Here is an 18,899-nt window from a genome sequence, read left to right as displayed (position 1 = left end):
ACTGGCGGACGGGTGGTTACGGCCGCATGACGCACAAGTGGACGTACCCATGCGCCTTCGATCTGGGTATGTTCCTCGCCGTCAGGGCAGCCACCGAGTCCTCGAGGAGTCGAGACCCGTGTCGGAAAACAAAGATCCCCACGTAGCGCAGAACGACGCGAACGACGCGAGCGACGCGAGCGATGCGGCGGTGAAGTTCGTTTACGACTTCACCGAGGGCAACAGGAACCTCAAGGACCTTCTCGGCGGGAAGGGCGCGAACCTCGCCGAGATGACCAACCTCGGGCTGCCCGTTCCTCCGGGCTTCACGATCACCACTGAGGCCTGCAAGACCTACCTCGCCAGCGGCGAGGAGCCGGTCGAGCTGCGTGACGAGGTGAGTGCCCACCTCGACGCCCTTGAGCGGAAGATGGGCAAGAAGCTCGGTCAGGCCAACGACCCGCTGCTCGTCTCGGTCCGCTCGGGCGCCAAGTTCTCGATGCCCGGGATGATGGACACCGTCCTGAACATCGGGCTCTCCGACAAGTCGGTGACCGGCCTCGCCAAGCAGTCCGGCGACGACCGCTTCGCGTGGGACTCCTACCGCCGCCTCATCCAGATGTTCGGCAAGACCGTCATGGACGTCGACGGCGAGCTCTTCGAGGACGCCCTGGAGGCCGCCAAGGCCGCCAAGAAGGTCACGGTCGACACCGACCTGGAGGCCGCGGACCTGAAGAAGCTGGTCACGAAGTTCAAGAAGATCGTCAAGACCGAGGCGGGCCGCGACTTCCCGCAGGACCCGCGCGAGCAGATGGACCTCGCCATCCGCTCGGTCTTCGAGTCGTGGAACACCGACCGCGCCAAGCTCTACCGCCGCCAGGAGCGCATCCCCGGTGACCTGGGCACCGCGGTCAACATCTGCTCGATGGTCTTCGGCAACCTCGGCCCGGACTCCGGCACGGGCGTCGCGTTCACCCGCGACCCGGCCAGCGGCCACCAGGGCGTGTACGGCGACTACCTGACGAACGCACAGGGCGAGGACGTGGTGGCGGGCATCCGCAACACCGTCCCGCTCGCAGATCTTGAGCAGATCGACAAGAAGTCGTACGACCAGCTCATGCAGATCATGGAGACCCTCGAAACGCACTACAAGGACCTGTGCGACATCGAGTTCACCATCGAGCGCGGCCAGCTGTGGATGCTCCAGACCCGCGTCGGCAAGCGCACCGCCGGTGCCGCCTTCCGTATCGCGACGCAGCTCGTCGACCAGGGCCTGATCGACGAGGCCGAGGCGCTGCAGCGCGTCAACGGCGCCCAGCTCGCCCAGCTGATGTTCCCGCGCTTCGACGACACCGCGAAGGTCGAGCAGCTCGGCCGGGGCATCGCCGCGTCACCCGGTGCCGCGGTCGGCAAGGCGGTCTTCGACTCGTACACGGCCATCAAGTGGTCGCGTTCGGGCGAGAAGGTCATCCTCATCCGCCGTGAGACCAACCCGGACGACCTCGACGGCATGATCGCGGCCGAGGGCATCCTCACCTCCCGCGGCGGCAAGACCTCGCACGCCGCAGTCGTCGCCCGCGGCATGGGCAAGACCTGCGTCTGCGGCGCCGAGGAGATCGAGGTCGACACCAAGCGGCGCCGCCTGACCGCGCCCGGCGGTGTGGTCATCGAGGAGGGCGACGTCGTCTCCATCGACGGCTCGACCGGCAAGGTCTACGCCGGTGAGGTGCCCGTCGTCCCGTCGCCGGTCGTCGAGTACTTCGAGGGCCGCATGCACGCCGGTGCCGACGACGCGGACGAGCTGGTCGGCGCCGTGCACCGGATCATGGCGTACGCGGACCGAGTACGCCGCCTGCGGGTGCGCGCCAACGCGGACAACGCCGAGGACGCCCTTCGCGCCCGCCGCTTCGGCGCCCAGGGCATCGGCCTGTGCCGCACCGAGCACATGTTCCTCGGTGAGCGCCGCGAGATGGTCGAGCGGCTGATCCTCGCCGACGCGGACGGCGAGCGGGAGGAAGCCCTCAAGGAGCTCCTGCCGCTCCAGAAGCGCGACTTCGTGGAGCTCTTCGAGGCGATGGACGGCCTCCCGGTCACGGTCCGTCTCCTGGACCCGCCGCTGCACGAGTTCCTGCCGGACATCACCGAGCTGTCCGTCCGGGTCGCCCTCGCCGAGTCCCGCAAGGACTCCAACGAGAACGACCTGCGCCTGCTCCAGGCCGTGCACCGCCTGCACGAGCAGAATCCGATGCTGGGCCTGCGCGGCGTACGCCTGGGTCTCGTGATCCCCGGCCTGTTCACCATGCAGGTACGGGCCATCGCCGAGGCCGCCGCCGAGCGCAAGAACGCCAAGGGCGACCCGCGCGCGGAGATCATGATTCCGCTCGTCGGCACGGTCCAGGAGCTGGAGATCGTCCGCGAGGAGGCCGAGCAGGTCATCGCGGAGGTCGAGGCGACGACCGGCGTGGCGCTGAAGCTGGCGCTCGGCACCATGATCGAGCTGCCGCGTGCCGCGCTCACGGCGGACCAGATCGCCGAGGCCGCCGAGTTCTTCTCCTTCGGCACGAACGACCTCACGCAGACCGTCTGGGGCTTCTCGCGGGACGACGTGGAGGCTTCGTTCTTCACCGCCTACCTGGAGAAGGGCATCTTCGGTGTCTCCCCCTTCGAGACCATCGACAAGGACGGCGTGGGCAAGCTGGTGCGGGACGCCGTGGCGGCGGGCCGCGCCACCCGCCCGGACCTGAAGCTCGGCGTCTGCGGCGAGCACGGCGGCGACCCGGAGTCCGTCCACTTCTTCCACGAGGTGGGCCTGGACTACGTCTCCTGCTCCCCGTTCCGCATCCCGGTGGCCCGCCTCGAAGCCGGCCGCGCCGCCTCCGAGTCGGCGGGCAGCGACCACCGGTAGTCCTGACGGGCCACCGGCAGAACTCCGGGGCCGACGCCGTGTCCCCGACCCTCACCGATGCGGCGTCGGTCCCGGTTCACCACGAAGGGGCAGTTCCCTGTGCGGGGGAGCTGCCCCTTCGGTCGTTCTCAGCTCGCGGCTCCTTGACCGGTTCTCCGCGATGTTGCGTGTCTTCCTGGTGCGGGCCGACTCGGCGACCACGGCGAGTACCGCAGGCGACGTCGATCCCTCCGCCAGGTAGCGCTGCATCCAGTCCGTGACCTCCGCCAACTCGGCCGCCGTCGGCACGTGACCGTCCTCGACGGACAGGTGGAACAGCCAGTCCTGGATGCGGCGGCGAATGAAGTCGCGGAAGGCTTCGACGGGGAGCCGGTCGATCTCCGGCAGCAGGTCGTCCGACCACTGCCGGAACTCGGCGGGACCGCTCACCTTCCACGCGATCCTGTCCACGAGGGCGACCACCGCCGTCTTGGCCCCGCTTGCGTCGGGGTCGCGCAGGATCGTGGCCACGATCCTGCGGTCCCGGTCGCGGCTCTGCGAGGCAGCGACGACCGAGACGACGCGGAGGTACGCGGACGTCCGGGCGTGGTCATCCGCGACGGCCTCGTCCTCGTCCACGTCGGCGAGGCCGGCCTCCGCGAGGAGCTCGGCCACATCGGAATGCAATGTCATCGCTTGATTTCCTACTCGCCCTACTTGCCTGGTTTCGGTGGCCTGGACGGCCTCGCGCTGCCCGTCGGGCTGCCCGTGGGCGTCAGCGGCGTGCCTCGCGCAGTATGGCTGCCAGGGCCCGGCGGGTGGGGCACTCGCGCCAGTTGCACTGGCAGCGGGGGCAGTTAAGGCCGTGGGCCAGCATCGCGCGGTACGCCAGATCTGCTGGGTCCTCCGCCAGCCCGGCGGCGCTCCTGCGCCCGCCCTGCTCCACCATGTCGACTCCGTCCGGTCTCCCGTGCCCCGGGCCGCTCACGGTTGCCGGGGCCTTGCCGCATGACTTCCGTGGAGCCGGGGCCGATGGACGCAGCGAAAGGTATATGCGGCCGAATTCCGGGGGTGCGGGACGCTTCCGGGCGTGCGGGACGCGGAGTGCGCCCCCTCCGAGTGCCCGGGGGAACGGTGGGGCTACTCGGCGTTCTCCAGCAGGGACTTGAGTTCGGCCAGGCGCTCGCGCCAGAACGCCTTGTACGCCGCCACCTCCGCCGCGTCCGCCAGCTTCTCGTGCCGGACGCCCACCAGTGTCTTCGCCGTGCCCTTGACGGTCACACCCACGGAGAGACGGCTGGTGGCGCCCGTCGCGTCCTTGAAGTCGGCGGTCACCGACTTGGCGGGGCGGTGCGTGCGCAGCGTGATGTCGGTGCCGGGGAGCCAGCGGCCGCGTACGCCGTCGTCCGCGAAGGCCTCGATGACCCGGGCCGCCGAAGCCTCGATCGTTTTGCTGCCGCTCGTCCGCCAGTCGCCCGTGCTGCTCTGGCCGACCTCGCGCAGACCCCGCTCCTGCTCGTAGCCGACGGTCACGGACTGGGCGTACCAGCCGTCGACGCCGTGGTCCTCGCGTACGTGGCGGGCGATCTCCGTGTGGCCCCGGGAGGCCGCGCCCCAGGCGTCGAGCACCGCGAACCACTGCGGCCACCCCTTGCCGGTCGCCTCGCGCAGCGCCTCGTCCGACAGCTTCTCGGTGATCCTCTTGCCCGCGGCGCGGCCCGTGGCGCCCGTGCCGCCCGCCGCACCTGTGTCGCCCGTACGTCCGCTCATGGCGCGACGCTAGGACCGGCCGCGTCCTGCCGCAAGGCGGAAGCACGGGGGCCGCGCCGTCTCACCCTTTCAGCGCCGCGTACCGCCCACTTCGCTCGCCAGGACCGCGCCGGTGCGGGAAGGGCGGGGAGTCAGGCTGCGGCGCCCCCGTCGATGACCAGGTCCGCGCCCACCACCGACGCCGATTCGTCCGAGGTGAGGTAGAGCACGGCGGCCGCGACCTCCGCGGTCGACGAGACGCGGCCGAGCGGCGTCGCGCCCTTCATCCGCTCCGCGCGCCCGGCCTCGCTCTCGCCCGGGAGCAGCGACATGGTGGTGTCGGACGAGCCGGGGCTCACCGCGTTGATCCGCACCCCCTCGCCGATGTGCTCGACCGCGGCGCCCTTGGTCAGCGCGGAGACGGCGGCCTTGGTGACGCCGTAACCGATGGTGCCCGGCAGGCTGGTGTGGGCGCCGAGGTTGGAGGAGATGTTGACGATCGCCCCGCCGCCGGGCTGGGTACGCATCTGCCGCACCTCGGCCTGGAGCGCGAGCAGTACGCCGGTGACGTTGATGTCGAGCATCGTCCGCCAGTCCTCCTCGGGCAGCTCCGCGACCGGCTGCCCGGCACGCAGGACGCCCGCGTTGTTGACGGCCACGTCCAGCGAGCCGAACCGCTCGACGGTGGCATCGACGAGCGCCGCGAGGTCCGCGGAGCGCGAGACGTCGGCCGGGACGGCGAGCGCCGTGCCGCCCGCATCCTCGATGAGGCCCACGGTCTCCTTGAGGGGGCCTTCGGTGCGCCCGGCGACGACGACGTTCGCGCCCTCGGCGGCGAACGCGAGCGCCATGGCGCGGCCGAGGCCGGAGCCGCCGCCGGTGACGAGGGCGGTGCGGCCGGCGAAGCGGGTGCGCGGTGCTGAAGTCATGACGGAACTCTTTTCTTGAATTGGTTTCTTGAAGGGTTTCTTGAACGATCGGTTCAGTATCGGGGCATGAAAAAAGAGGCCGGAGGATTCAGGAAAAGAGGGCTCAGTCGAGCAGGGTCAGCGCCTGCTCCGTCGCGTCCCGCACCCGCGCCGGGTCCTTCGACGCCTTGCCGACCACGCGCAGCCCCTGCATCAGGGTCAGCAGCATGCGCGCGAGGGCGAGCGGATCGCGGTCCTCGGGGAGTTCGCCCTGCGCCTGGGCGCGGACGAGCGCGGAGTGCAGCAGCGTCTCCATGTGCTCCCAGCTGCGCTCGACGCGGCGGGTAGCCGCCTCGTCGTGCGGGCCGAGCTCGGCTGCCGTGTTGGTGATGAAACAGCCGTTCAGGCGTCCCGTTTCGGAGGCCGCCTCGGCCCCGAAGCGGCGGACCACCGCACGGACGGCGGGCAGTGCGGGGCCCGGCTGCGAGAGCTCGGCGAGCAGTCGCGGGTTCTGGGACTCGGCGTACCGCTCCAGTGACTTCAGGTACAGGTCGTGCTTGTTGCCGAAGGTCGCGTAGAGGCTGGCGCGGCCGATGCCCAGTTCTTCGACGAGGTCGGCCATCGACGTCGCCTCGTAACCGCGCCGCCAGAACAGCTCTAGGGCTGACTGGAGCGCGGCGTCCGGATCGAATTCCTTGGTCCTGGCCACGAGGGGAGACTAGGGCTGACTGGAACGCTCGGTCAAGTAAAGCTGCTAGGCCAGCCGGACCCGGTGCGTCTGGACCGTCACCGAGTCGTCGTCCAGGCACTGCCCCGTCTCCAGGTCGAACCGCTGCTTCAGGAGCGGCGACGCGACGAACGGCCGGCCCGCCGCCGCGCCGAGCAGGCCCCGCGAGAGCACCGCGGCGCCCGTGAACGGGTCGCGGTTGTCGATCGCGTACGCGCGGCCCGCGCGGTCGATGAAGAGCGCGGCCTGGCGGCCGTCGGGGAGCAGCGCGGCGATGCCGCGGCCAGGCTGGAGGTGCGCGCGGTCGCAGACCTCGAACCAGTCGTCTTCCAAATGGAGTTGAATGCTCATCAGGATGCAGCACCTTCCAGGTCGCGGGGGCGGGAGCCGATGGAGAGCAGCGGCAGGTCCGGCTTGATCTGGTCCCGTTCCGGGACGAAGCTCACGGTCGGGTCCGGGACGTCCGGCGCGTTCACGAAGGACACGAACCGCGCGAGGTGCTCGGGGTCGTTGATGGTCTCGGACCACTCGTCGCGGTAGTGCGCGACGTGGTCGGCCATCAGGGCCTCCAGTTCGTCGCAGAGGCCGAGCGAGTCATGGACGACCACGTCCCGTACGTGGTCGAGGCCGCCCTCGATGCGCTCCAGCCAGGTCGATGTGCGCTCCAGGCGGTCCGCCGTACGGATGTAGAACATCAGGAACCGGTCGATGAGGCGCACCAGTTCGGCATCGGACAGGTCCTGGGCGAGCAGGTCCGCGTGGCGCGGGGTCGCGCCGCCGTTGCCGCCCACGTACAGGTTCCAGCCGCTCGACGTGGCGATCACGCCGAAGTCCTTGGACTGGGCCTCCGCGCATTCGCGGGCGCATCCCGAGACGGCCGACTTCAGCTTGTGCGGGGAGCGCAGGCCGCGGTAGCGCAGCTCCAGGTCGATCGCCATCCGGACCGAGTCCTGGACGCCGTAACGGCACCAGGTCTGCCCGACGCAGGACTTCACCGTCCGCAGCGACTTGCCGTACGCGTGACCCGACTCGAATCCCGCGTCCACCAACCGCGTCCAGATCAGCGGAAGTTGCTCCACGCGTGCGCCGAACATGTCGATGCGCTGGCCGCCGGTGATCTTCGTGTAGAGACCGAAGTCCTTGGCCACCTCGCCGATCACGATCAGCTTCTCCGGGGTGATCTCGCCGCCGGGGATGCGCGGCACGACCGAATACGAGCCGTTCTTCTGGAGGTTGGCGAGGAAGTGGTCGTTCGTGTCCTGGAGGGACGCCTGCTCGCCTTCGAGTACGTAGCCGTCGGCGCCGATCGTCGGGGCAAGGGAGGCGATGATCGAGCCGACCGTCGGCTTGCAGGTCTCGCAGCCCTCCGTGCCACGGGCGGACTCGCGGCCGTGGGAGTCCAGGAGTTGACGGTAGGAGGTGATCCCCAGGGTGTGGACGATCTCGTACAGCTCCTGGCGGGTCTGGCCGAAGCAGCCGCACAGGCCCTTGTCGACCTCGACGCCCGACGCCTCAAGCTCGTCGTTCACCAACTGGCCGAGCACCTTCACGCAACTGCCGCAGCCTGTACCGGCCTTGGTGCACTTCTTGACCTCGGGCACGGTGGTGCAGTTGTGCTCGGTGACGGCGCCGCGGATGGAGCCCTTGGTGACGTTGTGGCAGGAGCAGATGACCGCGGAGTCCGGCAGTGAGGATGGGCCGATCGACACCGGGCCGCCCGCGCCCGCGGGAAGCACCAGCTGCTCCGGCGAGACCGGCGGCACGCTCCCGGTCATCGGCCGCAGCACGCCGTACGCCTCCGCGTCACCGACCAGGACACCGCCGAGCAGCTCACCACCCGTGCCGATGACCAGCTTCTTGTACGTGCCCGAGCGCGAGTCGGAGTAGACGACGTCCAGGCAGTCCGGGGTCGCGCCGTGCGCGTCTCCGAAGGAGGCGACGTCCACGCCGAGCAGCTTCAGCTTGGTGGAGAGATCGGCGCCGGTGAAGCTCGACTCCTCCGCGGCGATGGAGGCGGCGACGGTCTCGGCCATCTCGTAGCCGGGCGCGACCAGGCCGTAGACCCGGCCGTCCGACGCCAGGGCGCACTCGCCGATCGCGTACACGGACGGGTCGCTGGTGCGGCATTGCTCGTCGACGGTGATGCCGCCGCGTTCGCCCACCGAAAGGCCGCTGTCGCGGGCGAGTTGGTCGCGGGGGCGGACGCCGGCGGAGAACACGACGAGATCGGTGGCGAGTTCACTGCCGTCCGACAGCTTCATCCCGCTGACGGCACCCTCCGTGCCGACGATCTCCTGGGTGCCGACGCCCGTGTGCACGGTCAGGCCCATGCCGGTGATGGTGCGCAGGAGCGCGGCGCCGCCGCCTTCGTCGACCTGTACGGGCATCAGCCGCGGCGCGAACTCCACCACATGCGTGTCGAGTCCGAGGCCGCGCAGCGCGCCCGCGGCCTCCAGGCCCAGCAGCCCGCCGCCGACGACGGCGCCGGTCGTGGCGTACGTCTTCGCGTACTCCTCGATGGCGAGCAGGTCCTCGATCGTGCGGTAGACGAAACAGCCCGTCGTGTCCTTGCCCGGCACCGGCGGCACGAAGGGGAAGGAGCCGGTCGCGAGGACCAGGGTGTCGTAGGCGAAGGTCTGCCCCGAGCGCGCGGTGACGGTCTTCGCGTCGCGGTCGACGGTCTCGGCGGGGTCGCCGACGTACAGCTCGATGCCGTGCTTCGCGATGAACTCCGGGTCCGTGAGGGAGAGTTCGTCGGGTGTGCGGCCCGCGAAGTACGAGGTGAGCTGTACGCGGTCGTAGGCGGGCCGCGGCTCCTCGCACAGGACGACCACGCGGTGGTTGTCGGTGAGGCCGCGGGCGGCGATGGCCTCCAGGAAGTGCTGGCCGACCATGCCGTGCCCGACAAGGACGATGGTGTTGTCGTGCGCGCCGTGGCGGGGGCGGGGGGTGTCCGTGTCCGTGGGCATCTCAGAGGCCTCCGTCGTTGGTGAGCAGGTGGAGCAGGGGGCTGCCGTCGTCGGGCAGCTGGTCGTCGGCCTCCCAGGCGCGGGCGAGCGCGCCGACGGCGGTCAGTTCGCCGAGCAGTACGCCGCCGACGAGCCGGTCACCGCGCACGACGACCTTGCGGTACGTGCCACGGGTGGCGTCCGCGAGCTGGACGACGTCGTCGTCGGGCCGGTGCTCGGGGTCGCCGAAGGCCGCCAGGTCCAGGGGAGCGGAGCCGGGGCGTCCGTTGTGCAGGGTGAGGCGGGTGAGGGCGCGGGTGCCGGCGTAGGGGCGGGCGTCCCGCGGGGAGAGCAGGCTGTCCGCCAGCGCGTCGGCCTGTTCCAGCGCGGGCGCCGCCAGGCAGCGGGCCTCGCCGGAGTGCTCGGCGCAGTCGCCGATGGCGCGGATGTGCGGGTCGGAGGTGCGCAGCTCGTCGTCGACGACGATGCCGCGGCGCACGTCCAGGCCCGCGGCCTGCGCGAGGCCCGTGCGGGGGCGGACGCCGCAGGCGAGGACGGTGAGGTCGGTGCCGAGTACGTAGCCGTCGGCGAGCTCCACCGAGCGGATGGCCCCGTCGGTCTGGCGAACCCCGCGTACACGGCACTCGGTGTGCACTTCCACGCCGAGTTCGGTGAGGTGTTGGTGCACGAGTGCGCTCGCGGCGGGGTCGAGCTGGCGCTCCATGAGGCGGTCGCCCTGCTGGGTGAGGACGACCTGGGCGCCGCGCACGGCCAGCGCGCGGGCGGCCGATACGCCGAGGAGGCCGCCGCCGATGACGACTACGCGGGTTCCGGGTACGACGGCCTTGGACAGGGCCAGGCAGTCGTCCATCGTCCGGAAGGCGTGCACGCCGCGCGGCAGCTCCACCGCGCCGGGCTCGAAGAGGCCCCGCAGCGGCGGGAGCACCGGGTTCGAGCCGGTCGCGAGGACGAGCGTGCCGTACGGGACGACGCTGCCGTCCGCGCAGTGCACGATCCGGTCCGCGCGGTCGACGCGGACGGCGCGGGTGCGGAGGAACTCGGCGGGGGCGGGCGGAAGGCCGATGACCTCGGGGTCGAGTCGTCCGGAGAGGACGTCGGCGAGGAGCACGCGGTTGTACGGGGCGTGCGGCTCCTCTCCGATGAGGGTGACGCGGCGGGTTTCGTCGCCGGAGCCCCCGAGCCGCTGGGCGAGGCGGACACCGGCTAGGCCGCCGCCGATCACCACCACGGGGGTCGCGGGGCTCGGGGTCGATGAGGTCATGTACGGCAGCGTGCGGGGGCGGTGTTACCCGGCGGCATCCTGACTGTTTCCCTGGGGGAACGCTGCCCTCAGCGGGGGCCGGAACTGGATGTGAGGGGTCTGGCCGGGGGCCTTGGGGGTGGCCCGCGTCCGGCCCTGGACGGACGAGCTTTCCCGCCCACCCGCCCGTTCACCCCGCATCCGACCCCGGACGAACTAGCTTTCCCGCCCACCCGCCCACCCGCCCGATTGCCCCGTAGTGGCCTTCTGGCGAACTGGACTTAACCCTCGTTGAGGCAATCCTCAAGGGTGCCTTAAGGATCAGTCGTATCCGGCTGACCAGGCGTTTTTGCCGGAGCCCCACGCCTAGTCTGCGGCCGTGACCACCGACGTGACCGATTCCCGCCTTGACGCGTACCCCGCGCTGTCCGCGTACCTGCGGCAGACGGACGGGCCGCAGGTTCCGCCGATGCCACCGGTGCCCCCGCGGCCCCGGGCCGCCGCCACCCCCGTTTCGCCGATTCGCGTCACCCCCATCGCCCTGCGCAACGGAATCCTCGGTATGGCGGTCGCCGTCACCGCGCTTTGGGCCGTGCAAGTTGAACCCTCGGCCCGGCTCGATGTGCTCTTCGCGACCGGTGCCCATCTCACCGGCCTGCTCGCCGGGTACGGCGTCCTCGTCATGCTCTTCCTGATGGCCCGCGTGCCCGCGGTCGAGCACGGCGTCGGCGCCGACCGGCTCGCCCGGCTGCACGCCCAGGGCGGCCGCTACGTGCTCAGCCTGTGCCTGGCCCACGCCCTGCTCGCCCTGTGCGGATACGCCGCCCACGCCGACACCGACCTCCTCAGCGCCGGCCTCGACCTGCTCGGCTACCCGGGCCTCGCCCTGGCCTGCGCGGGCACCGCCCTGCTGCTCGCCGTCGGTGTCACCTCGGCGCGTGCGATGCGGCGCCGCGTCCCGCACGAGACCTGGCGGGCCGTGCACCTGCTGACCTACCTCGGCGTGGCGCTCGGCTTCGTGCACCAGCTCGCGGGGCCCGACGTGGCGGGCAGCATCCTGACGGTGTGGCTGTGGTCGATGCTGCACGCCACGGTGGCCGTGCTGCTCGTCTGGTACCGCGTCGTCGTGCCCGTGCGGCAGGCGCTGCGGCACAGCCTGCGCGTCATCGACGTACGCGACGAGGGCCCCGGTGTCGTGTCGGTCGTCATGCAGGGCATCGGGCTCGACGAACTGCGCGCCGAACCCGGACAGTTCTTCCGCTGGCGCTTCCTGCGGCGCAGGCTGTGGCGCACCGCGCTGCCGTTCTCGCTGTCCGCGCCCGTGCGCGACGACACCCTCCGGATCACCGTGAAAGCCCTGGGCGACCACACACGGCGGATGCGGCGCCTGAAGCCGGGGACGCGGGTGCTCGCCACGGGGCCCTTCGGGGCGCTGACCGCCCATCGGCGTACGCGGCGCAAGGTGCTGCTGCTCGCGGGCGGGGTGGGGATCACCCCGATGCGGGCGCTGTTCGAGACGCTGCCCGGCGGGCCCGGGGACCTCACGCTCCTCTACCGGGCCGGCAGCGCGGAGCAGCTCGTGCTGCGGGAGGAGCTGGAGGCTATCGCCCGGAGCAGGGGAGCGGGCCTGCACTATCTGCTCGGCCGGTCCGACGCCTCCTTCGATCCGCTCGCCCCGCAGGCCCTGCGCAATCTGATCCCCGACCTCGCCGAGCACGACGTCTACCTGTGCGGGCCGCCAGGGATGGCCGCTTCCGCCACCGTGTCGCTCGTACGGGCCGGGGTGCCCCAGGAGCGCATCCACGCCGAGTGCTTCACCTTTTGAGAACCACCATGACTTTTCGAACTGAGACTTTCGAACCTGGAGAGGGGCTGACGTGGGACGTCATCGCAAACCCGTGGGCCCGGTCCTGGGCCCCACCGTGCAGGCACGCCGCAAACTGGCGACGGGCCTCGCGGGAGCGAGCGCGCTGGTCGCCACCGTGCTCGCCCTCACGGTCGACCCGGCGGCGCCACCGGCACCCGATCGCGCCCCGGCGGGGGTTCCTGCACCTCAGGCTGCGCCGTAGCGGTGGCGAGGGACGGGAGACGAGGGACAAGGGACGAGGGACGAGGGACGGGGGGACAGGGGACGGGGAAGAACGAAACCTCTGAAGTCCCTCAACTCTCCCTGAATTCATGGACGGCGTGATCACCCCTCCATAAGGTCGCGATCATGCCCGACATATCTCTGACCACCGTCGTCGTCCTCTGCATCGCCGCACTCGCGGCCGGCTGGATCGACGCGGTGGTGGGCGGCGGCGGGCTCCTCCTGCTGCCCGCCCTGCTCCTCGGCCTGCCGCCCGGGACCCCGGCCGCGCACGCACTCGGGACGAACAAAGCCGTGGCCATCGTCGGGACGACCGGCGCCGCGGTGACCTACGTCAGGAAGACGCCGGTCGACGTGCCCACCGCCGTCCGGATCGGCCTGGCCGCGCTCGCCGGGTCCATGGGCGGCGCCTTCTTCGCCGCCGGCATGAGCACCGAGGTGCTCAAGCCCGTGATCATGGTGGTGCTGCTCGGCGTCGGGGCCTTCGTCATCTTCAGGCCCGCCTTCGGCACCGCGCCCTCCGCCCGCCCCGCGTCGCCCAAGCGCATCCTCGCCGCCATCGGCCTCGCGGGCCTCGGCATCGGGTTCTACGACGGCCTCATCGGGCCCGGCACCGGCACCTTCCTGGTGCTCGCGCTGACCGCCGTGCTCCACCTCGACCTGGTGTCCGCCTCCGCCACCGCCAAGATCGTCAACTGCTGCACCAACGCGGGCGCCCTCGCGATGTTCGCCTGGCAGGGCGCGGTCCTGTGGCAACTGGCCGCGCTGATGGCCGTCTTCAACCTCGCGGGCGGCATGTTCGGGGCGCACACCGCGCTGAAGAAGGGCAGCGGCTTCGTCCGGATCGTGCTGCTCACCACCGTGTTCGGGCTCGTGGCGAAGATGGCGTACGAGCAGTGGTTCGCATAGCGGTTGGTGTGGCGGGACCGGCCAACCGCAACCCTCCGGCCGGTGATCAGCGCACGCCCGTCAGATGCGCGAACACCACGACATTGCCCTCGTACCCCGTCGTCTTCGAGTAACCGCCGCCGCACGTGATCACCCGCAGCTCCGGCCGGTCCGCCGCCCCGTACACCTTGGCGTCCGGGAACTCCTTCGCGTCGTAGACCTCGTTCGCGTCGACGGTGAACACCGCGACGCTGCCGTCCCTGCGCTCGATCTCGATGGTCCGGCCCCGGGTCAGACCGCCCAGGTCGTAGAAGACGGACGGGCCGTCCGCGTTGTCGACGTGCCCCGCCACGACGGCGGTGCCGGTCTCGCCCGGCGTGGTCCCCGACTCGTACCAGCCCGCGAGATTCGTCTTCTTCGGCGGCGGTACGTCCAGGCTGCCCTGCCGCGTCAGACCGAGCCCCATGAGAGGCGCGTCGATCCGGATCGAGGGGATCCGGATCCGGTCGGGCGGGGACGGGGGCAGCGCCGCGGCGGCCGGGGCGTCGCCGGACCGGGGGTGGGCCGACGCGGCCTGCTCGGCGGACGGCTGCGGCGGGGGATGGGACTCCGTGCCGTTGTGCAGCAGCCACGCGCCGGAGCACAGGGCGAGGACGGTGACCGTGCCTATGGCGGAGTTGACGGCTTTCCTGCCGGGGTGTTTCCTGCCGGGATTCTTCCTGCGCGTCAATCGACTCGTCCCCCTCAGGGTTCGGGGAGGCCGGTCCCCGCATCCCCCTCCGGGTCCACTTGGGACCGGTGGACCCGGAGGGGGAGGGGGCTGGCGGTACCGGTGGACAGCGGAGGGTGTCCGTCAGATCCTGTCGCCTCTCGCCCGGCGATGCAGGAGCCAGGTACCGCCCGCGGCGGCGACGGCAAGCGCCGCCACTCCCGCCGCGGTCTGCACGGGGTCGGGGCCGAGAGCGCCGCCGACCCCCGTCTTCACATGGCCCTTCGGGGTCACCTGCTGCGCATCGCGGGCGGCGGCGGTGGAGGTGATCGTCACGATCAGGTCGCCCGCCACCTGCTTGCCGTCCGCGCCGGAGCCGGAGCACTGCGCGGCGATCTCGTAGGTGCCGGGCTGGGCCGACGGCGGCACCTTGAACGTGCCGGTCGCGTTCTCCTTGTGCGTGTCCGGGGCGAGCGTGAAGGTGCCGGCGCCGACCGCGCTCGCGTCGCCCGTCGCGGCCCCGTCGCTGCCGCAGGCGGTGGTGTCCACGGTGACCGTGGAGCCCGGCATGACGGTGGCCGGGTGGACCTGAAGGCCGCCGCCCGCGTCGCGCACGGCGGCCGCGGCGGGGGGTGCCAGCAGGGCCGCCGATGCGACGGCGAGCGCGGCAGTGGTCAGCAGGCGGGCTTTGCGCATCGTGCTTGCTCCTCCGAGGGGCCATCAGAGGGCACGGCCCGCGGCACCTCCAAGTGCCGCTGCGTCGGTCGAACCCCGCGCTACCGAGGTAAGTGGCACTCGGCGACGTACGCCTCCTGAAGAGCTGTCAGAAAGCGTGCGGTGGAGCGGCTTCTGACCTTTCGGCGGGAACATTCCAGCAGGTCACTCGGCGTGTCGCCGAGCAGTGTCCGAAGGGGACGCGGGGCGCCTGTGAATGGGTGACCCCTGGGCCGACCGGACGTCTCTCCGCCGCCCCTCCTCACGTGCCCCGTGACCCGACCTGATCCCACCTCAGACGGCGTCCCAGGGAACGTCGGCGTAGAGCTCCGCCAGTGTCACCATCAGCTTCTCGTCGACCGCGAAGCCGGTGTCGTCGATCCGCCGCACCGGCGCGATGCCGCGCGCGTTGGTGACGAAGGCGGCCGAGTACGAGGAGAGGTCGGCGAGCGTGACCGGCGCCCGGCGCGTGGGGATCCCGGCGGCCGTGAGGCGCGCTTCGAGCAGCTGCATGGTGATGCCGGTCAGGCAGGGCGCGTCGGGCCAGACGACCTCGGCGCCGTCGTGGAAGCCGATGTTCGTGACGGCACCCTCGCTGATCGTTCCGCCGTGCCCGGTGAGCAGCGCGTCGTCGAAGCCCGCCCGCCGGGCGAGCTCTCCGTGGAGGGCCTGCCCGAAGCCGCCGATGTGCTTGATGTGCGGGAAGGGCCGCTGGTACGGGACGGACCGCAGGGCCTGCGGGTTCTCGGACATCTCGGCCGGCGCCCGGACGGTGACCGTCACGGACGGCTCGCCCTCGGGTGCGTGGACGTGGACGCGTACGGAGGCGTCGGCGATGTCGTCGCGGAGCACGTGCCGGATGAGCCCGCGCACGTGCTCGCCGTCCAGCTCCCGGTCGAACAGCTCACGGGTGGCCGCGTCGAGCCGCTCCAGATGCAGCCCGAGCCCGCGCGTCGCGCCACCCCTGACCTGCATCGCGGTGAAGTGCCCCACGCCGCCGAGCGCGGCCCACAGCAGCCGGTCCGCGGTGACGTCCCGCCCGTCGATCTCGATGCGCTGCAGGGGCGGAGGAGCTGCCGGAGGAGTTGTCGTCATGGCCGTCACCGTACGACGCCTCCGGAAACTCCCCGCACGTCCCGCTTGACCTCAACCTAGGTTGAGCAACGACGCTCCTCTCATGACCCAGAACACGAATGCCACTGATTCCCCGTCCACCGCCACGTTTTCCAGCGCGACCACCGTCGCGTTCTCCACCGAGTCCGCCGCACCCCTGCGCGTTGCCGTCATCATCGGGAGCAATCGCGAGGGCCGCTTCGGGCCGATCGTCGCCGAGTGGCTGCTCGCGCGGATCGGGGAGCGGGCGGACTTCGAGGTGGACGTCATCGACCTGGCCGATTCCCACCTGCCGACCGCGCTCTCCTTCAACCCGTCGCACGAGACCCTCGCCGAGCTCGGCAAGGTCACGCCGAAGCTGGCCGCCGCAGACGCCTTCGTCGTCCTCACCCCCGAGTACAACCACTCCTACCCCGCCTCCCTCAAGAGCCTCATCGACTGGCACAACGCCGAGTGGCAGGCCAAGCCCCTCGCCTTCGTCTCCTATGGAGGGCTCTCCGGCGGCCTGCGCGCGGTCGAGCACCTGCGCCCGGTCTTCGCCGAACTGCACACCATGACGATTCGCGACACCGTCTCCTTCCACAACGCGGGCGGCCTCTTCGCCGACGACGGCACCCACAAGGACCCGACGGCCGCCAACGCCGCCGCCAAGTCGATGCTCGACCAGCTCCACTGGTGGGCGTGGGCGCTGCGCAGCGCCAAGGAGGCCCGCCCGTACGGCAGTTGAGCGTGTGTGGGGTTGCGCGGGCTCAGGCCTCCGGCAGGCGCACCGTCGCCACCGCGCCGCCGCTCGCCGCGTTGCGCAGCTCCACCCGCGCGCCGATCGCCTGGGCCTGGCCGAACGCGATGGTCAGCCCCAGGCCCGTGCCCTGTCCGCGCTCGCGGGCTCCGGTCTGGAAGCGCCGCGGGCCCTCCTTGAGGAGATGCTCGGGAAAGCCGGGACCATGGTCGCTGACCGTGACCGCGGGCCCGGCCACCCGCACCTCGACCGGACCGGCCCCGTGCCTGCGGGCGTTGGCGACGAGGTTGGCGACGATCCGCTCCAGACGGCGCGCGTCGGTGCGTACGAGCGTGTCGCCCGAGCCCGAGCCCGAGCCCGAGCCCGAGCCGTCCGCCCTGCTCTCTGCTGCCGTCGCGAACCGCACCGCGCACCCCGACCGCTGCACGATCCCCTCCGTGAGCGCGCGCAGCGGATGCGTGCCCAGGTCGGGGCGTTCCATCTCCGCGTCGAGCCGCGCCACTTCGAGCAGATCCTCGGTGAGGGTGCGCAGGGCGGTCACCCGGTCACGTACGAGTTCCGTGGGGCGGCTCTGCGGCAGCAGTTCGGCCGCGGTGTGCAGACCGGTCAGCGGGGTGCGCAGCTCGTGGGCGACGTCGGCGGTGAAGCGCTGCTCGGCCTCGATGCGCTGCTGCAGGGACGCCGCCATCGTGTCGACGGCGGCGGCCAGTTCGGCCACCTCGTCCTTGCCGGGCCGACTGCCCGGCACGCGCGGATGGTCGATACGGGCGTCCAGTTCGCCCTGGCTGATGCGGCGCGCGGTGGCCGCCGCGGTCCGCAGCTCGCGGCTGAGGCGGCTGGCGAGCGCGGCGCCACCCAGTGCCGCGAGGATGACGACGACGGCCCCCGAAGCAAGGAGCTGCCGGTCGAACTCCGCCATCTCCGCGGCCTGTTCGGTCAGTGACTCGCGGACCGAGAGCACGTGGCCGCCTACTGGGCGCGCCGCCCACACGACGGGGTGCTCGGCGCTCATGTCGAGGTACGTGGTCCGCCGCCCGTCCAGAGCGGCGGCTCGCAGCGACGCGGGCAGATCGGGCGCGTCGATGGCGGCGTCCGTACGGGCGTCTCCGGCGGTGTCGACCTGCCCCGTCAGCTCGTACAGCTGACGCACCCGCACCAGCTGCGCGGTCGCCCCCGACCTGGCGTTCTCGGAGACCTGTTCGAGCCGCGCCTGGTGGACGAGGACCCCGATGGCGACGGCGACGACCGCGCAGCCGAGCGCGAGCAGCGCGGCGATCTTCCAGCGCAGACCGAGGGCGTTGAGCGCGGCGCGAGCGCGCCGCCCGACGCCTCTCACCGCGGCCCGTCCGTGCCGCGCGAGGGCTCCGGAGTGGGCGTAGGGGTGGGCGTCGGCGACGGGGAGCCGTCGGCACCGGAGCCGTCCTTCTTGTAGTTCTTCGTGTCGCTCACCGTCGACATCCGTACGCCGTCCCAGTGGAACCGCACGGCCTGCTGGCCGCCGTCCGCGCACGAACTGCGTACCAGCAGGTCCCTGCCGAGCGTCTCGATGCTCACGCGCTTCCCGGAGGTGAACAGGACCGGATAAACGCGTCCTTCGCGCTCCTCGTAGACGGAGAGGACGCTGCGGCCGCTCTCCGTGTCGGCGGCCACGAGCAGCTCGGGGCGTCCGTCGCCGGTCAGGTCCGTCAGGAGCGGCGGCCGCAGCCCGGCCTGCCCGGGGCGGTCGATCTCGCCGCGGTCGGCGAGCGGCTTCATCCGCGGGTCGGCGCGCAGGACCTCGCGGAAGTCCTCCGTACGGAGTCCGCCCTTGCCCAGCGTCGGCAGCTCTTCCAGGGCCTGTGGCGGCGGCTGGTGGGTGGCGGTGTCGGCGCCGGGCGCCTCGGGGGACGTGCTCGACCAGGCGGGCCAGAGCGGCTGGGGGCGCGGCTGCACGGACACGGACGGCGCGGGCTCACCGGCGTCGAGCCCGTCCACGCTGCCGCATCCGGCCAGCACGACGGCCGCCGTGGCGGTGAGGACGGCGGCACGGCGCAGGAGGCGGCGGTGAGGGCAGGAAAGGTTCATGGCTCCACCGACGGTAGGAAGCGCGCGTCACGGATAACGGGACGTTGTGTAACAGACAGGGGTATGTGGGGTGGAAACGCGGGATTCGGGACCTTCGGCCTGGCCGGTGGCCCCATCGGCCTTGGGC

17 protein-coding genes are annotated in these 18,899 nt (G+C 71.6%); 5 read left to right on the top strand and 12 right to left on the bottom strand.

What is annotated here, in order from left to right; translation table 11 throughout:
* Positions 1-118: 118 nt before the first annotated feature.
* Positions 119-2,884 carry a pyruvate, phosphate dikinase gene (gene ppdK / locus ACZ5U5_RS08590; protein ID WP_469018123.1) on the top strand — a complete coding sequence of 922 codons (2,766 nt, stop codon included), beginning with the start codon at positions 119-121 and terminating at the stop codon, positions 2,882-2,884.
* 51 nt (positions 2,885-2,935) lie between these two features.
* On the opposite strand, the gene ACZ5U5_RS08585 is transcribed toward ppdK, so the two are convergent.
* The 7 genes from ACZ5U5_RS08585 to ACZ5U5_RS08555 all read right to left on the bottom strand — a co-directional run bounded on the left by ACZ5U5_RS08585 (position 2,936) and on the right by ACZ5U5_RS08555 (position 10,477).
* The gene (locus tag ACZ5U5_RS08585; protein WP_469018121.1) at positions 2,936-3,556 is read right to left on the bottom strand and encodes a hypothetical protein; all 621 of its coding nucleotides are present in this window, start codon (positions 3,554-3,556) and stop codon (positions 2,936-2,938) included.
* A gap of 447 nt (positions 3,557-4,003) precedes the next feature.
* Positions 4,004-4,633 (bottom strand): hypothetical protein, encoded by a 630-nt coding sequence (locus ACZ5U5_RS08580; protein WP_469018119.1) that lies wholly within the window; start codon positions 4,631-4,633, stop codon positions 4,004-4,006.
* 131 nt (positions 4,634-4,764) lie between these two features.
* Positions 4,765-5,541: an SDR family NAD(P)-dependent oxidoreductase gene (locus tag ACZ5U5_RS08575; protein ID WP_469018117.1), complete on the bottom strand. Its 777-nt coding sequence runs from the start codon at positions 5,539-5,541 to the stop codon at positions 4,765-4,767.
* A gap of 103 nt (positions 5,542-5,644) precedes the next feature.
* Complete coding sequence (locus ACZ5U5_RS08570; RefSeq protein WP_469018114.1) at positions 5,645-6,229, bottom strand: TetR/AcrR family transcriptional regulator; 585 nt, start codon at positions 6,227-6,229, stop codon at positions 5,645-5,647.
* 45 nt (positions 6,230-6,274) lie between these two features.
* Entirely contained in the window at positions 6,275-6,598 is a 324-nt protein-coding gene (nirD, locus tag ACZ5U5_RS08565; protein ID WP_469018111.1) for a nitrite reductase small subunit NirD, read from the bottom strand.
* The gene (nirB, locus tag ACZ5U5_RS08560; protein ID WP_469018109.1) at positions 6,598-9,216 is read right to left on the bottom strand and encodes a nitrite reductase large subunit NirB; all 2,619 of its coding nucleotides are present in this window, start codon (positions 9,214-9,216) and stop codon (positions 6,598-6,600) included. Before nirB ends, nirD begins: the two co-directional genes overlap by 1 nt.
* 1 nt (position 9,217) lies before the next feature.
* Positions 9,218-10,477: an NAD(P)/FAD-dependent oxidoreductase gene (locus ACZ5U5_RS08555; protein ID WP_469018106.1), complete on the bottom strand. Its 1,260-nt coding sequence runs from the start codon at positions 10,475-10,477 to the stop codon at positions 9,218-9,220.
* A gap of 358 nt (positions 10,478-10,835) precedes the next feature.
* Between ACZ5U5_RS08555 and ACZ5U5_RS08550 the strand changes: the two genes are divergently transcribed.
* The 3 genes from ACZ5U5_RS08550 (at position 10,836) to ACZ5U5_RS08540 (ending at position 13,454) form a co-directional block, all read left to right on the top strand.
* Positions 10,836-12,281 (top strand): ferredoxin reductase family protein, encoded by a 1,446-nt coding sequence (locus tag ACZ5U5_RS08550; protein ID WP_469018104.1) that lies wholly within the window; start codon positions 10,836-10,838, stop codon positions 12,279-12,281.
* A gap of 52 nt (positions 12,282-12,333) precedes the next feature.
* On the top strand, positions 12,334-12,525 hold the full coding sequence (locus tag ACZ5U5_RS08545; protein WP_469018101.1) for a hypothetical protein: 192 nt from the start codon (positions 12,334-12,336) through the stop codon (positions 12,523-12,525).
* A gap of 146 nt (positions 12,526-12,671) precedes the next feature.
* A complete protein-coding gene (locus ACZ5U5_RS08540) occupies positions 12,672-13,454 on the top strand; it encodes a sulfite exporter TauE/SafE family protein (protein ID WP_469018098.1) in 783 nt (260 codons plus the stop codon).
* A 46-nt stretch (positions 13,455-13,500) separates the two neighbouring features.
* Here the strand turns inward: ACZ5U5_RS08540 and ACZ5U5_RS08535 are convergent, their stop codons facing one another.
* The 3 genes from ACZ5U5_RS08535 to ACZ5U5_RS08525 all read right to left on the bottom strand — a co-directional run bounded on the left by ACZ5U5_RS08535 (position 13,501) and on the right by ACZ5U5_RS08525 (position 15,951).
* Positions 13,501-14,163, bottom strand: a complete 663-nt coding sequence (locus tag ACZ5U5_RS08535) for a class F sortase (protein WP_469018095.1) — start codon at positions 14,161-14,163, stop codon at positions 13,501-13,503.
* A gap of 123 nt (positions 14,164-14,286) precedes the next feature.
* On the bottom strand, positions 14,287-14,838 hold the full coding sequence (locus ACZ5U5_RS08530) for a hypothetical protein (RefSeq protein WP_469018092.1): 552 nt from the start codon (positions 14,836-14,838) through the stop codon (positions 14,287-14,289).
* A gap of 312 nt (positions 14,839-15,150) precedes the next feature.
* Positions 15,151-15,951, bottom strand: a complete 801-nt coding sequence (locus ACZ5U5_RS08525; protein ID WP_469018090.1) for an aminotransferase class IV family protein — start codon at positions 15,949-15,951, stop codon at positions 15,151-15,153.
* Between the two features lie 82 nt (positions 15,952-16,033).
* Between ACZ5U5_RS08525 and ACZ5U5_RS08520 the strand changes: the two genes are divergently transcribed.
* Entirely contained in the window at positions 16,034-16,696 is a 663-nt protein-coding gene (locus ACZ5U5_RS08520) for an NADPH-dependent FMN reductase (protein WP_469018087.1), read from the top strand.
* A gap of 22 nt (positions 16,697-16,718) precedes the next feature.
* Here ACZ5U5_RS08520 and ACZ5U5_RS08515 read toward each other — a convergent pair whose 3' ends face one another.
* Both ACZ5U5_RS08515 and ACZ5U5_RS08510 read right to left on the bottom strand, forming a co-directional pair.
* The gene (locus ACZ5U5_RS08515) at positions 16,719-18,044 is read right to left on the bottom strand and encodes a sensor histidine kinase (RefSeq protein ID WP_469018085.1); all 1,326 of its coding nucleotides are present in this window, start codon (positions 18,042-18,044) and stop codon (positions 16,719-16,721) included.
* Positions 18,041-18,772: a hypothetical protein gene (locus ACZ5U5_RS08510; RefSeq protein WP_469018083.1), complete on the bottom strand. Its 732-nt coding sequence runs from the start codon at positions 18,770-18,772 to the stop codon at positions 18,041-18,043. Before ACZ5U5_RS08510 ends, ACZ5U5_RS08515 begins: the two co-directional genes overlap by 4 nt.
* Positions 18,773-18,899 lie beyond the last annotated feature (127 nt).

Source organism: Streptomyces sp. NPDC033177, assembly GCF_055577715.1.
The sequence above is the reverse complement of the archived record's forward strand: the minus strand, read 5'-3'. Positions and strand labels throughout refer to the sequence as shown.

Excerpts from the sequence above, each read along its gene's own strand:
- ACZ5U5_RS08510 (WP_469018083.1), bottom strand. The coding sequence starts at position 18,772 with ATGAACCTTTCCTGCCCTCACCGCCGCCTCCTGCGCCGTGCCGCCGTC.
- ACZ5U5_RS08575 (WP_469018117.1), bottom strand. The coding sequence starts at position 5,541 with ATGACTTCAGCACCGCGCACCCGCTTCGCCGGCCGCACCGCCCTCGTC.
- ACZ5U5_RS08555 (WP_469018106.1), bottom strand. The coding sequence starts at position 10,477 with ATGACCTCATCGACCCCGAGCCCCGCGACCCCCGTGGTGGTGATCGGC.
- nirD (WP_469018111.1), bottom strand. The coding sequence starts at position 6,598 with ATGAGCATTCAACTCCATTTGGAAGACGACTGGTTCGAGGTCTGCGAC.
- ACZ5U5_RS08540 (WP_469018098.1), top strand. The coding sequence starts at position 12,672 with ATGCCCGACATATCTCTGACCACCGTCGTCGTCCTCTGCATCGCCGCA.
- ACZ5U5_RS08585 (WP_469018121.1), bottom strand. The coding sequence starts at position 3,556 with ATGACATTGCATTCCGATGTGGCCGAGCTCCTCGCGGAGGCCGGCCTC.
- ACZ5U5_RS08525 (WP_469018090.1), bottom strand. The coding sequence starts at position 15,951 with ATGACGACAACTCCTCCGGCAGCTCCTCCGCCCCTGCAGCGCATCGAG.
- ACZ5U5_RS08530 (WP_469018092.1), bottom strand. The coding sequence starts at position 14,838 with ATGCGCAAAGCCCGCCTGCTGACCACTGCCGCGCTCGCCGTCGCATCG.
- nirB (WP_469018109.1), bottom strand. The coding sequence starts at position 9,216 with ATGCCCACGGACACGGACACCCCCCGCCCCCGCCACGGCGCGCACGAC.
- ACZ5U5_RS08520 (WP_469018087.1), top strand. The coding sequence starts at position 16,034 with ATGACCCAGAACACGAATGCCACTGATTCCCCGTCCACCGCCACGTTT.
- ACZ5U5_RS08580 (WP_469018119.1), bottom strand. The coding sequence starts at position 4,633 with ATGAGCGGACGTACGGGCGACACAGGTGCGGCGGGCGGCACGGGCGCC.